Source organism: Klebsiella sp. HMSC09D12, assembly GCF_001808475.1.
In the GTDB taxonomy this organism is placed as follows: domain Bacteria; phylum Pseudomonadota; class Gammaproteobacteria; order Enterobacterales; family Enterobacteriaceae; genus Klebsiella; species Klebsiella oxytoca.
The window spans coordinates 67,695-81,493 of record NZ_KV793458.1 but is presented as its reverse complement, the minus strand read 5'-3'; the positions used below and the strand labels follow the sequence as shown (position 1 = coordinate 81,493).

11 protein-coding genes and 1 pseudogene are annotated in these 13,799 nt (G+C 53.3%); 4 read left to right on the top strand and 8 right to left on the bottom strand.

The features are described from left to right. Nucleotide 1: 1 nt before the first annotated feature. The 3 genes and pseudogenes from HMPREF3178_RS09380 to HMPREF3178_RS09370 form a co-directional block, all read right to left on the bottom strand. Entirely contained in the window at nucleotides 2-964 is a 963-nt protein-coding gene (locus HMPREF3178_RS09380) for a PfkB family carbohydrate kinase (RefSeq protein ID WP_017145185.1), read from the bottom strand. Beyond that, a pseudogene (locus HMPREF3178_RS09375) lies at nucleotides 948-2,363 on the bottom strand (purine-cytosine permease family protein). The gene HMPREF3178_RS09380 and the pseudogene HMPREF3178_RS09375 overlap by 17 nt, the downstream one beginning before the upstream one ends. A gap of 18 nt (nucleotides 2,364-2,381) precedes the next feature. After that, nucleotides 2,382-3,398 (bottom strand): ADP-ribosylglycohydrolase family protein, encoded by a 1,017-nt coding sequence (locus tag HMPREF3178_RS09370; RefSeq protein WP_017145182.1) that lies wholly within the window; start codon nucleotides 3,396-3,398, stop codon nucleotides 2,382-2,384. A 220-nt stretch (nucleotides 3,399-3,618) separates the two neighbouring features. Here HMPREF3178_RS09370 and HMPREF3178_RS09365 point away from each other — a divergent pair, with 220 nt between their 5' ends. Then, complete coding sequence (locus tag HMPREF3178_RS09365; RefSeq protein ID WP_017145181.1) at nucleotides 3,619-4,404, top strand: GntR family transcriptional regulator; 786 nt, start codon at nucleotides 3,619-3,621, stop codon at nucleotides 4,402-4,404. Nucleotides 4,405-4,438: 34 nt separating this feature from the next. On the opposite strand, the gene HMPREF3178_RS09360 is transcribed toward HMPREF3178_RS09365, so the two are convergent. The 5 genes from HMPREF3178_RS09360 to rhlB all read right to left on the bottom strand — a co-directional run bounded on the left by HMPREF3178_RS09360 (nucleotide 4,439) and on the right by rhlB (nucleotide 10,197). Continuing rightward, nucleotides 4,439-5,161: a DUF554 domain-containing protein gene (locus HMPREF3178_RS09360; protein ID WP_004116965.1), complete on the bottom strand. Its 723-nt coding sequence runs from the start codon at nucleotides 5,159-5,161 to the stop codon at nucleotides 4,439-4,441. A gap of 61 nt (nucleotides 5,162-5,222) precedes the next feature. After that, complete coding sequence (locus tag HMPREF3178_RS09355) at nucleotides 5,223-6,221, bottom strand: amidohydrolase family protein (protein WP_029496761.1); 999 nt, start codon at nucleotides 6,219-6,221, stop codon at nucleotides 5,223-5,225. Nucleotides 6,222-6,357: 136 nt separating this feature from the next. Further along, a complete protein-coding gene (locus HMPREF3178_RS09350) occupies nucleotides 6,358-7,278 on the bottom strand; it encodes a LysR family transcriptional regulator (RefSeq protein ID WP_004107631.1) in 921 nt (306 codons plus the stop codon). A gap of 18 nt (nucleotides 7,279-7,296) precedes the next feature. Beyond that, the gene (gppA, locus tag HMPREF3178_RS09345; RefSeq protein WP_162098321.1) at nucleotides 7,297-8,805 is read right to left on the bottom strand and encodes a guanosine-5'-triphosphate,3'-diphosphate diphosphatase; all 1,509 of its coding nucleotides are present in this window, start codon (nucleotides 8,803-8,805) and stop codon (nucleotides 7,297-7,299) included. Between the two features lie 126 nt (nucleotides 8,806-8,931). Beyond that, nucleotides 8,932-10,197, bottom strand: coding sequence for an ATP-dependent RNA helicase RhlB (gene rhlB / locus HMPREF3178_RS09340; RefSeq protein WP_004107637.1), 1,266 nt, complete (start codon nucleotides 10,195-10,197; stop codon nucleotides 8,932-8,934). Nucleotides 10,198-10,540: 343 nt separating this feature from the next. Here rhlB and trxA point away from each other — a divergent pair, with 343 nt between their 5' ends. The 3 genes from trxA to wecA all read left to right on the top strand — a co-directional run bounded on the left by trxA (nucleotide 10,541) and on the right by wecA (nucleotide 13,796). Next, complete coding sequence (gene trxA, locus HMPREF3178_RS09335) at nucleotides 10,541-10,870, top strand: thioredoxin TrxA (RefSeq protein WP_004097507.1); 330 nt, start codon at nucleotides 10,541-10,543, stop codon at nucleotides 10,868-10,870. Nucleotides 10,871-11,199: 329 nt separating this feature from the next. Beyond that, nucleotides 11,200-12,459, top strand: coding sequence for a transcription termination factor Rho (rho, locus tag HMPREF3178_RS09330; RefSeq protein ID WP_002883293.1), 1,260 nt, complete (start codon nucleotides 11,200-11,202; stop codon nucleotides 12,457-12,459). A gap of 242 nt (nucleotides 12,460-12,701) precedes the next feature. Next, complete coding sequence (gene wecA / locus HMPREF3178_RS09325; RefSeq protein WP_004107647.1) at nucleotides 12,702-13,796, top strand: UDP-N-acetylglucosamine--undecaprenyl-phosphate N-acetylglucosaminephosphotransferase; 1,095 nt, start codon at nucleotides 12,702-12,704, stop codon at nucleotides 13,794-13,796. The last annotated feature ends 3 nt before the right edge of the window (nucleotides 13,797-13,799 follow it).

Genomic DNA, 13,799 nt, shown 5'->3' with positions numbered 1-13,799 from the left:
GCTAGCGGCCGTTGCCCTCTCGGCGCTGGAACTGGCGTAGCTCTTCGCGATTCGGAGCGCCGTCTGAACCGGGTTTGCTGACGACAATGGCCGCCACTTGATTGCCCAGCCGCGTTGCCTGCCGCAGATCCATCCCGCAGGCCAGCCCGGCGATAGTACCGGCACAGTGGCTGTCTCCTGCGGCAATCGTGTCGTGAACCTGTACACGATAGGCCGGAATATGCTGCGGTTGCGCGTCAGGTTCAACCACCCACGCGCCATCCTTATCAAACCGACAAATTGCTCGTAGCTGCCAGTCGCTGGCGAGCCGAGTGGCGTCGTCAAGCGTGGCGCCATCCCGATCGTATAAACGCGCGCATAGCACCCTAAGTTCATCGCGATTAAGGGTGAGAACGGGGCGTTTGCGCAGCAGCGCCTGAATAAAGCGAATATCCAGATCGCCCAGGCGTGGGCCAAAATCGACAAACAGCGTTTTATCTTCTGCCTGGGCAAGGAGCCACTGGCGCAGCGCTTCGCTGGCCAGTTCGTAGCCCGAGACGTAAATAATCGCGTCATTCGGCAGCGGTATTTGCGCTAATAGTTCATCAGTCCAGTGCTGTTCGCAGCCCTCAATGGTGATAAACGTCCGCTCTTTGTCGGCTTCAACAAGAGCCAGACACCAGCCGTTATCGTGGGTGGGATGACGCAAGAGGACGGGCAAGTTTTCCAGCGCCATTTTTTGCGCAACGGCCTGCCCCCAGTCGCCATTGCCTACCGGTATGGCGTTAACGGGAAACAGCTCGAGGCGCGAGAGCGCACGGGCGACGTTAAACGCGCAGCCGCCAATCTGCCGTCCGCCGTCGCGGGCGGGGACATCGCTACCGCTTTGCGGCAGCGCATCGAGATGGAGAATTATGTCGCCAAAAGCGGCGCCGATCACCACGATCGGCCGCCGCGGCGATAGCAGTTCAGCGCTGATTGTCATGGCTGTCCCCCTTTTTCGGTCCGAAGACAAGATAGAGCACCAGGCTCAGAATAAAAGAGACGAATAACCCGAGGCTGGAGTCCGCGAAAATGCCGACCGCGAAAGGTCCGTCGATAAACCCGGTTTTAGAGACCATCAACCCCGCCAGCGCGCCGACAATCCAGCAGCCCAGCGCGGTACGGTTGGCACCGCTTTCTCTGAACAAATCAGCTTCAGAATAGCCGACACGGCGGCGCATCCGATAAAAATCGACCATAAAGATGGCGGCCCAGGCGGCAAGAAATACGCCGCAGAAAATCAGAAACGCGATGAACGGCCCGAGAAAATCTTTCGAGACAAACAGCACGTAGAGGGCGATCCCCAGAACCAGCACGGCATCAATGGCTACGGCGGAACGCTGCTGCAGTTTAATTCCCATGCTTAACAGGTTAAGGCTGGCGGAATAGAGACTCAGCACGGCGATAGTCACAACCCCGGCGGTAGCTGCAGCCAGATAGGGGATTGCCATCCATGAAGGCAGCAGTTTACCGATCGCTGAAATGGGGTTTTCGCTGGAGGCCAGATCGGGGATTTGGGCGGTGAGCAGTATTCCGGTCAGCATTAGCAGCAGCAGGGGAAGGGCTGCGCCGCTGACAACGGCGAGGAAAATCCCCTTTTCGCCGGAGTCAGGGCGCTGATCGCGGCTATAGTCGGCGCCGGCGATCGCCCAGCTGATGCCGGTGCCCGCGGCAATAATAGAGACCGCCGGTAGAAAGCCTGTCAGCCAGCTACCTGACGGCAGCGCGAGGATGGCCTGCCAGTCCGCGGTGAAGAGCAGATAAATGACGACCAGCAGCGTCATGGCGCCAAAGATACGGGTGATCCACTTTTGCATCATCAGCACGGCATTTTGGCCGAGCACGCTAACCAGCACGGTCAGGCCGCCAAACAGAAAAAGCGACAGCGCGGTGGTGGTCAGGCTCTCTTCAAAACCCATGGCGGCAAACAGCGCAACGAGGGTGAGCGTACCGGTAATGATATTGACCGACTCCTAGCCCATCAGGTTTACCCAGCAGAAGCTGGTAGGTGCGATGTTGCCGCGCTTGCCAAAAATGACGCGTGAAAGCGTCAGCGTCGTGGTGCGGCCGATTTTTCCGGCGATACTGGTGACGCCGACCAGCGCAAAGGAGGCGACGCCCGCCACGGCGGCAAGAATCGACTGCCAGAAGGAGAGGCCGAACGATACAATGACTGCGCCGTAAACGACGCCAAGAATGCCGATGTTTGCGGCGCACCAGACGAAAAATAGCTGGATCGGTTTTTGGGTCTGGTGGACCGGGGGGACCAGATCAATCCCCAACTCCGCCATTCCGGGATCTGCTGTCTGGATATTTCCATCGTATGAAGCTTTGCTGTCCATATTGATGCCCTCTGTCAATTAAGCGAAGCGGTATCCTGCAAGCCGCTGTGCGTAAGGCGCGAAGTCTATGCTATTGGCCCGATTAATCTGTTGGATATGTTCCTCAGGAAACGCCTCTATGCCATGAAGCGCGCCGCAGATGGCGGTTGCCATCGCGCCTATCGTGTCGGTGTCGCCGCCTAAATTGGCCGCCAGCATAGCGCATTTCATAGGCTGCGTTTTTGCCAGCTCGACCAGCGCAATCGCCGCGGGGACAGACTCGATAATATCCATTCCGGCGCCGATATCCTCATAAATACGTTCAATTCCTGTCAGATGGTCGGTTTCGCTGGCGATCGTGTTCAGCGCGAGATTAATTCGGTTACCGAGAAGTGGACTAAAAGTGGACTCATACTGGCGCTGGGTTTCATTGGCGAGCGATGCCAGCTCCGTTTTAATTAACAGCCATCCGGCTCCTTCAATGGCGCGACTGATCGCCCAGGCGATAACTACCGCGCCGGCGATGGCGATATCTGATTTGTGCGTCGGCAGGCAGGAGAGGCGAACTTGCTCAATGAAAAATGCCTTATTCCGGGTCGGCAGCAGACAGCCCATGGGCGCCACGCGCATTGCCGCACCGTTGGTCACGCCGTTGGCCGCGATCTCATCGAGCGCTTGCCCCTGTTCAAGCGCCAGCAGGGAGGCCTTCGAGGTTGGGCCGAGAATATTTTTTTCAAAAGCCTGGCAGCGTCTGGCCCATAGCAGAATATGCCTGGCAATAGCCAGTGGATCGGTCACACCGTTGGTATCATTCAGGGCATCCATTAGTGCGATGCACTGATGGGTGTCATCGGTAAACTCTGCGGCGTGAAATTCGCAGGCCGCAATATTCTCTTTCGGTCCAGGAAGGAAGCGTTCAATCCAACCAAAGTGATTGATAATGCGGCGTTTAGGCCACAGTTCGGAAGGCATGCCCATCGCATCACCGATGGCTTGCCCGTAAAGACAGCCAAGGATGCGGCTTTCGGCGGTATTAGTAGGGCGAATATCAGACATCGTCGACTCCCGGAAACAAGTGAATAAAAGTTATCCTAAAAATAGATCCAGATTAAGTCCAGTTAAAGTCCTTTATGGTCATGCTGTGATCGCAGGCGCATTCTGCAAGAAAAATGCGGCGCTCAAAAGGGCGGGGAGACGTTATGATGGGGCTACTAATTCCAGTATGGATCCACTAGGATAAATCCACTGCTACTAAATTCCGGAAGGCCACGAAACGATGTCGCAACCGTTGCTTGAGTATATAAAAGGGCGTCTGAATGCAGAGGCCCCCGCGCCGCTTTATATTCAACTTAAACAAGCCATTGAAGCGGCAATGACGGAGCGGCTGCTGACGCACGGCAGTATTTTGCCCTCAGAACGTAAAATGTCGCAGACGCTTGAGCTATCGCGCGTGACGGTGGTGAAGGCGCTGGATGCCCTGCTGGAAGCCGGGCTGGTGATTAAGCGTCACGGAAAGGGTACCGAGGTCAATTTGCCGGTAAGCTATAACCTTGCCAGCGGGGGATTTTCTGCCCAGCTGCAAAATTCGGGGACGGTATCTAACCGATGGCTGGTGAGGGAAAAACTGGCGGCGGATGATTTTTTGGCTCGTGAACTGGAGATCGCCGTCGGCGATCGGGTGGCGAAAATAAAACGCGTGCGTTTAGTCGATGCGCTTCCGGTCTCCATCGAAACCATGTTTATTCCCGAGCGTTTTTTATCCCGTCCGGATCTGCTTGAAGGGTCGCTGTACGCGCACTGGGCGGAAAATAATATTTTTCCCGATCTCCAGGACTACTCACTCACGGTACATATCCCTTCCGGCGAAGAACTGAATTTGCTCGACCTGCCGCAAGGCGTGCCATTGATGAAAATTACGCTGAAAAGTCGTAATGCTCAGGGAGAGGTGCTTGAGTACGGTACTGCATTTTGCCTGAGCAATTACTTTAACTTTGATTTCCGGGTGAAACTCCAGTCTGCGTCTGGTGGTAAACCGGGCAGCGCTCACAAAAAAGACGCGTAACACCAGCATCCGGGCGATGCTGGTAGCATAACGTTCAGGCGATCAACTGTTGCCAGGCGGCGGAGAAGGGCATCACCAGCAGTAGCGATGGCAGCATGTTCGCCGTCGGAAAAGCGCGAATCCCGCAGAGTCGAAAGCCCGTTGCCAGCATGATGATGCCGCCGCAGGCAGTAAAATCCGCGATCATTGAAGGGGTGATTAACGCCATAATAACGCTGGCGGCGAAGAAAAGGATCGCGAATACAATAAGCTGGGGCACAAAGATAACGGCGATGATGTACCCCAGCGCGGAGGCAAAAATAGCGGCGGTGAAAAAGTCGAGAATGGATTTGGTGAGCAGTATGGTCGCATCTCCTGTCATACCTTCGGTTAATGCGCCAAAAATACCGGTTCCGCTGGCGCAAAACAGGATCAGTACGGCGATAAACTGATTAGTGAAATCCTGGGGATCAATATCGGCACTGCCTTTGCCGGGAAATACTTTCTCAACGGGGCCCCGAAGCTTTATACCAGCATTTTCGATAACTTTTTCGATATGCAGCAGGCTACCGATAATGGTGCCGACGATGACAGCCAGGGCAATGGGCGGGAGATTCATCAGCTTATTGAGAAAAAACACGCCCATGCTAATAGAAATTAACCCGGCGATTAAAGGTAAGGTCTTTTTTAAATGTTCGGGAATAAATCGATTGAGTGATGCGCCAAAAATTGCGCCGACAAGTAGCGAGCCACTGCAAACAAAGATTCCTACCGGCATGATATATTCTCCATAATTGAAAGGGCCTGTTGTCAGGCCCTTTCATTAATACTGGATGGAATTATTTAATGTTAAATACGCGGCTGGCATTACCCCAGGCGATTTTATTCTTCAGTTCACTATCCATTTCCAGAGGATCGAACCAATCACAGGCCTGATGAATATCTTCATACGGATAATCGACGGAGAACATCACGCGATCCGGACCCATAATAGCTAGCGCATTTTGCAGAGAGTAGGTATTAAAATGGCCGCTGGTGGTGACGATAAAGTTATTCTGCAAATAGTGCATTAACGGTTTTTCTGCTTTGCCCAGGCCGCAGCCGAAACGCTGACGATAGAGACGGTGTTGGGTGCGTGGCAGCATATGAACCAGGCCTTCGCCTAAGTGACCCAACACCAGATTCAGGTTGGGATAGCGATCGAACAACCCGCTCATCATCAGGCGAATCGCATGAACCGCGGTTTCCTGGGCAAAGCCCCAGGCGGATCCGATCAGGCTTTCATAACCGGTGTAGATGCCGCGCGCCGGGCCTTCTAAGGGCTCACGCGGATGCAGATAAACGGGAACGTTCAGTTCGTTGACTTTATCCCAGAATACCAGCATTGATTCATCATCCAGGTACAGACCGTGCTCGTTATCCTTGACGTTGGTGTAACCGTTAATCAGCGCGCCTTTCATGCCCAATTTTTTTACCGCACGTTCCAGTTCTTCGGCCGCAGCTTCGGGGTTTTGTAATGCCAGAGTAGCGAATGCGCTAAATTTATCCGGATTAGGTTTAACATAATTCTCGATGATGTAGTCGTTGGTTTCGCGCGCAAAAGATACGGCTGTGGCTTTATCCAAAATAGATTGGGCGCCAGGGGAAGTTAGAGAAAGAATAACATGGTCGATATTTCTCTGGGCCATTTCATCCAGTTGATAGCTACGATCTAATAAGCGGCGATCAACGTCCATCATATATTCTGAACCGTTTCTTGAGGCTTCACCAGTAGAGTCCCAAAGGCTGTTGTTTTTAGGTGTTGAAACGTGTTCTTCTAACGCGATTTTTCCACGCATACTCTATTCCTCTATTTGGTTTTAAAATGACCTGATGCGAGGAGAATAGGATTTTTTACGTACTGGCAGCAATAAACAGAATGCAATACAGGGTATCAGAAAAGCTAATACAGCATGACCTCCGGGAGCCGGAAAATTAATAGGGAATTTTGCTACTGCCGGTTGTGGGTAAGTTTACGATCAGCGACCGCAACCAGATGTGCCCGGGATCGCGGTGCAGACGCTGATGCCAGACCTGGCGAATAGCAATTTCCGGCAGCGAAAATGGCAGCGGCCAGCTGCAGCAGGGATAGCGAGTAATAATATGATTTGCCAGCTGCTCGGGGACGACGGCAATCAATTCACTGCCCGCAACCAGCTCGCCTGCGCCTAAAAAGCTGGGAAGAGTGAGGGCGATGCGTCGCGGCATACCGTACTCGTTAAGTAATCTATCGATATCGCCATGCCCGGTCCCGTTGACGTGAACGGCCAGATGCTTTTCCTGGCGCCAGTTCTCGGCGGTAAACGCGGCTCGGATCCGCGGATGGTTTTCTGCTGTCAGGCATACGTAGGATTGATCAAACAGGCGCTGCTGGTAAATATTATCCGGTAGCTGCCTAAGATAGCCTATAGCTAAATCGCACTTACCAGACTCAAGCGCGCCCAATGTTTGATCGTCGATATTCAGCACCGAAATAGTAATGCCTTCGGCGTTAAGCTGCTGTAGCTGTGCCTGCAACGGCGGCAACAACGTCATCTGGCTGATATCAGTCATGCCGATAGTGAAATTACGTGTGCTGGTTTGGGGGTTAAATTCAGGGTTGCCAGGGAGCTGGTTATCGACCAGTTGAAGAATAGTAAAAACGGTCTGAGCAATATCATCTGCGCGCGGCGTGGGCACCATACGCTGTCCGATTCGCACAAACAGGGGATCGTCGAAATGCTCGCGAAGTTTTTTCAACAATAAGCTGCCGGTCGGCTGGCTGATATTAAGCGCTTCGGCGGCGGGAGAGACATTGCCCAGACGGAAGAGGGCGGAAAAAAAACGCAGCGATTTGAAGTCCAGTTCTTCTCGCATGATACTCCCCTGATTGGGCTATATTGCTGCGCTATCCTCGATAATCTGCAGCGGCCAGTGAACGTAGCTCTGCCACTGGCACTCCTGCTCGACCATTTCCCGACCCAGAGGATGGTTTTCCAGCCATCCCTGCGGCAGGGTCAGCGTCAGGCGCTCATCTTCAGCGGCCAGCGTCATCATCGGCAGCAGATCGTCGCGTCGGCGGTTGGCAAATAAAATAGCCAAGCGCAGCAGACGGCACATATGCTCAGCGACTCTCGGCGGCACCGCGTTCTGTTGATGAATGGAAGAAAGATCGACGGCGTTGGTTTGGTTTAACAGCAACGTCGCCAGCAGCTTCTTTTGCGCGGGGGTAAAGCCGGGCAGGTCCAGGTTGCGCACCAGCCAGGCGGCGTGCAGCGGCGCCTGTTTGTACTCCACGCTCAAACCGATTTCATGCAACTGGCAGGCGCTTTGCAGCAAATCAAAGCATAACGGCTCAATTTCCCAGCTCTTTTCTACCTGATGAGCGAAATGGGCGGCTAACTGAGCAACGCGCTGTGCCTGCTCGGTATCTACCAAAAACCGGCGCTGAATATTGCGTAACGTACGGCTGCGAATATCCTGATCGACCGACAGATGCAGCATGCCGTAAACGAGGCCTTCGCGCAGCGCCCCGCCCGCGAGAGTCATGCACTGAATATTGAGCTCGCTGAAAATGGCAATCAGAATCGCCAGGCCGCTAGGAAAGACGAGCGCGCGTTCAAGCGTCAGGCCTTCAATTTCGAGCTCTTCCAGACGTCCGCACTGAATCGCGCGCTGTTTGAGCTGCTGTAGCTTGGCTAAGGTGATGCGTTCATCCATCCCCTGCGCCATCATGATTTCCTGTAACGCCTGCACGGTGCCGGATGCGCCGACGCACACTTTCCAACCGTGGTAGCGCAGAACATCGGCGACGGGGCGCAGCACTTCACGCGCAGCGGTTTCGGCCTGGCTAAAGTTCTCTTTGGTCAGGCTGCGATCGGCAAAGTAGCGTTCCAGCCAGGTCACACAGCCCATCGACAGGCTGAAAAGCGAGGTCGTTTGCGCACCGGTGCCGGTAACCAGTTCGGTACTGGCGCCGCCAATATCCACAACCAGACGCTGATCTGCACCGCCGGTAGTATGGGCCACACCCTGATAAATCAGGCGTGCTTCCTCTTCACCGCTGATAACCTGCACCGGGCAGCCGAGAATGTCCCGCGCTTTCTCCAGAAACTCGCCGGCGTTCACCGCCAGCCGCAGCGTCGCGGTAGCCACCACGCGGGTTTGCGCCGGAGGAATATCCTGCAAACGCTCGGCAAACAGGCGTAAACATTGCCAGCCGCGTTCCATAGCTTCCACAGAAAGCGTGTTGTCGCTGTTCAGGCCTGCGGCCAGACGTACTTTGCGTTTGATGCGACTCAGGGTCTGGATGCTTCCGGCCACCTCGCGTACAACCAGCATATGAAAGCTATTAGATCCCAGATCGATAGCGGCATAGAGCGAGGTGGAACTCATACACTTCATCTTTCAAGCTGCCTCTGTTTTGGCTGCGTTCTCTGTACCCGAATCGCTGACCAGCGTCAGCTTGTTGCGATTCGCTTTCTTGCGGCCTTGATGCTGCTTGAACGATTTTGTGTATGGCATATTTCTTTAACCTGAACGACGACGATTACGTGGCGGACCGTTGCGGCGCGGGCCGTTGCCCGGACGCGGGCGCGTGAGGCGCAGCGGCTTAGGCAGGTCAGTCATGAGCGCGTCCGAATTGTATTTGCTCACCGGAATCGAATGACCAATATAGGTTTCAATCGCCGGAAGGTTCAGCGCGTACTCTTCACAGGCCAGGCTGATGGAGTGACCGCTGGCGCCAGCGCGGCCGGTACGGCCAATACGGTGAACGTAGTCTTCGCAATCGTCCGGCAGATCGTAGTTAAAGACGTGCGTCACGGCTGGAATATGCAGACCGCGAGCAGCTACGTCGGTTGCGACCAGAATATCGATATCGCCGCGGGTAAATTCGTCGAGAATACGCAGACGTTTTTTCTGCGCGACGTCGCCGGTTAACAGGCCAACGCGATGGCCGTCCGCCGCCAGGTGACCCCAGATATCTTCACAGCGATGCTTGGTATTGGCGAAAATAATCGCGCGATCGGGCCACTCTTCTTCCAGCAGCGTCTGCAGCAGGCGCATTTTTTCTTCATTGGAAGGGTAGAACAGTTCTTCTTTAATTCGGTGGCCGGTTTTCTGCTCTGGCTCAACTTCAACGTACTCGGCGTTGTTCATTTGTTCGAACGCCAGTTCACGTACGCGATAAGAAAGGGTGGCGGAGAAAAGCATGTTCAGGCGCTGATTCGCGGGCGGCATACGGCGGAACAGCCAACGAATATCTTTAATAAAGCCGAGATCGTACATGCGATCGGCTTCGTCGAGCACGACAACCTGAATAGCGCCGAGGTTAATATGGTTCTGTTTAGCGTAATCGATAAGGCGACCGGTGGTACCGATCAGAATATCCACGCCGCTTTCCAGCACTTTCAGCTGCTTATCGTAGCCGTCGCCGCCGTACGCGAGTCCCAGCTTCAGACCGGTCGCCTGCGCCAGTGGTTCAGCGTCGGCATGGATCTGTACCGCCAGTTCACGCGTCGGCGCCATGATTAGCGCCCGCGGCTGATTGACCTGACGGTCAGCGATAGCCGGGTGTGTGAGAAGATAATGAAACGTTGACGTCAGAAACGCCATCGTTTTACCGGTACCGGTTTGCGCCTGCCCGGCGACATCGCGACCTTCCAGCGTTAGCGGGAGGGCGAGGGCCTGAATGGGTGTGCAATTATGAAACCCTTTTTTTTCAAGGGCTTCAATCACTGCCGGGTGCAGGGCGAAGTCGGAAAACTTCTGTTCTGTTAAATGTGTTTTGCTCATAGTGTGGTAGAATATCAGCTAACTATTGCATTAAGAAAGCGTATCCGGTGAAATAACGTCAACCTTTCGTTGGCTATGTATGAAATTATTCAAGGTGCGTCTGCGGCAACTGAACGAATCTTCGAAAGCTTAGACTACTAAGCAAGGCGAGGGTGACAAATCTGCGATAAGCCGGTTTGAACGCTGGTTGCTTTAACTTCTGTGGGACAAAGTTCATGATGGACATTGTGACGCAGAGCGTTATAAAAGAGGCATTCTGAAGAACAGCGTGCATAACGTAGCATTGACACGTCGTTGATGACTGCGACACCAACACACCAGGCTTATTCCTGTGGAGTTAAATATGAGCGATAAAATTATTCACCTGACTGACGACAGTTTTGACACGGACGTACTCAAGGCTGACGGGCTAACCCTCGTCGATTTCTGGGCAGAGTGGTGTGGTCCGTGCAAAATGATCGCCCCGATTCTGGATGAGATCGCTGAAGAGTATCAGGGCAAACTGACCATTGCGAAGCTGAACATCGATCAGAACCCGGGTACTGCGCCGAAATACGGCATTCGCGGCATCCCGACCCTGCTGCTGTTCAAAAATGGTGAAGTTGCAGCGACTAAAGTCGGCGCGCTGTCTAAAGGCCAGCTGAAAGAGTTCCTTGACGCCAACCTGGCGTAAGCGGCTTGCTGTTCCGGCGTCCAGGCTCCTATTTTTTGCGGATCTCTGGACGCCCGGCGAGAGTCGTGCTAAGTTAATCTCAGACTTCGTTTTAAACATACCTTTGTTTGAATCTTGTTTTACCCAAAGCGTCCCGCAAAAATGCGCGTGAGGCTTATAATCCGGGCTTATCACTCATTCCGTTTAGTCGTTTCAGTTCTGCGTTCTTTCCTGTGACCAGGCAACGTACAGACACGAGATGAAGGCCGTTAACAGGCATGGATGTTCCTGCCATACCATTCACAACATTAAGTTCGAGAATTACCCCGAGTTTAAGAACCCACACCATTATGAATCTTACCGAATTAAAGAATACGCCGGTTTCTGAGCTGATTACTCTCGGCGAAAATATGGGGCTGGAAAACCTGGCCCGTATGCGTAAGCAGGATATTATTTTTGCCATCCTCAAGCAGCATTCGAAGAGTGGCGAAGATATCTTTGGCGATGGCGTACTGGAGATACTGCAGGATGGATTTGGTTTCCTCCGTTCAGCAGACAGCTCCTACCTCGCCGGTCCCGACGACATCTACGTATCTCCCAGCCAAATCCGCCGCTTCAACCTCCGCACTGGTGACACCATTTCCGGTAAGATTCGTCCTCCTAAAGAGGGTGAGCGTTACTTTGCGTTGTTGAAAGTTAACGAAGTTAACTACGATAAGCCGGAAAACGCCCGTAACAAGATTCTGTTTGAGAACTTAACCCCGCTGCACGCAAATTCACGTCTGCGTATGGAACGCGGTAATGGCTCAACGGAAGACTTAACCGCTCGCGTGCTGGATCTGGCATCGCCGATCGGCCGCGGTCAGCGTGGTCTGATTGTTGCGCCGCCGAAGGCGGGTAAAACCATGCTGCTGCAGAATATTGCGCAGAGCATTGCGTACAACCATCCTGATTGCGTGCTGATGGTACTGCTGATCGACGAACGTCCGGAAGAAGTGACCGAGATGCAGCGTCTGGTTAAAGGCGAAGTGGTTGCTTCTACCTTTGACGAACCGGCCTCTCGCCACGTTCAGGTTGCCGAAATGGTTATCGAGAAGGCGAAGCGTCTGGTTGAACACAAGAAAGACGTTATCATCCTCCTCGACTCGATTACCCGTCTGGCGCGCGCCTACAACACCGTAGTTCCGGCTTCCGGTAAAGTGTTGACCGGTGGTGTGGACGCCAACGCCCTGCATCGTCCGAAGCGTTTCTTCGGCGCCGCGCGTAACGTGGAAGAGGGCGGTAGCCTGACCATCATCGCAACAGCGCTGATCGATACCGGTTCTAAAATGGACGAAGTTATCTACGAAGAGTTTAAAGGCACCGGTAACATGGAGCTTCACCTCTCACGTAAGATCGCTGAGAAACGCGTCTTCCCGGCTATCGACTACAACCGTTCCGGTACCCGTAAAGAAGAGCTGCTCACCACTCAGGAAGAGCTGCAGAAGATGTGGATCCTGCGTAAAATCATTCACCCGATGGGTGAAATCGACGCGATGGAATTCCTCATCAATAAACTGGCGATGACCAAAACTAACGACGACTTCTTCGATATGATGAAGCGCTCGTAAGTTAAAAAAGCCAGAGAACGCCACGCTATTGCGTGGCGTTTTGTTTTCCGGGTTTGTATGATCCAGGAAGGGAAAACAAAATGGGCGTTAACGTATGATGTGCGCAGCAGGATGGCAGGCAGAGACAGCTTTAACAGTCTAAAATTTCTACAATAAATTTGTAATGTTCTGCTTTGCCCCTTCTGGAGTTGAGGCATCGTCGTTATACTTCCCGGATTAACTATGCTGAGAGCACATGCGTTGTGAATTTACTCACTGCTATTACTGAATTAATCAGTATTTTCTTATTCACCACCCTGTTTATATTTGTCGCCCGCAAGGCGGCAAAAAGAGTTGGGCTTGTGGATAAACCTAACTATCGTAAACGGCATCAGGGTTTGATTCCGTTAGTCGGTGGTATTTCAGTTTTCGCAGGTATTTGTTTTACGTTTGCCATCGCCGATTATTACATTCCCCACGCAAAGTTATACCTGGGGTGTGCCGGGGTGCTTGTGCTGGTCGGCGCGTTAGACGACCGCTTTGATATCAGCGTAAAAATTCGCGCGGTAATTCAGGCCGCCATCGCCGTCATTATGATGATGGTGGGAAATCTTCATCTAAGTAGCCTCGGCTTTATATTTGGCTCATGGGAGCTGGTGCTCGGCCCCTTTGGCTTCTTCCTCACGCTTTTCGCCGTTTGGGCCGCGATCAACGCCTTCAATATGGTTGATGGCATCGATGGCCTGCTGGGCGGCCTCTCCTCCGTCTCTTTTGCGGCAACCGGTATCATTCTGTGGTTTGATGGCCAGTACAGCCTGGCAATGTGGTGTTTTGCGATGATTGCCGCCATTTTGCCCTATATTTTACTAAACCTCGGGGCGCTTGGCCGTCGCTATAAAGTCTTTATGGGTGACGCCGGCAGCACCATGATTGGCTTCACTATCATCTGGATCCTGCTGGAGACCACGCAGGGAAAGACGCATCCCATTAGCCCTGTCACTGCGCTATGGATTATTGCGATCCCGTTGATGGATATGGTGGCGATTATGTACCGCCGCCTGCGTAAAGGAATGAGTCCGTTCTCCCCGGACCGTCAGCATATTCATCACTTGATCATGCGCGCCGGGTTTACTTCCCGCCAGGCATTCGTGCTGATCACCCTGGCCGCCGCGCTGCTGGCGCTGGTTGGGGTGGCAGCGGAATACACCCGTATTGTTCCTGAATGGGTGATGTTAATACTCTTTTTGGTGGCCTTCTTTCTTTATGGCTACTGTATTAAACGCGCCTGGAAAGTGGCGCGCATGGTTAAGCGCATTAGACGCAGAATACGGCGACACAGCGGCAATAATCCAAATTAACCA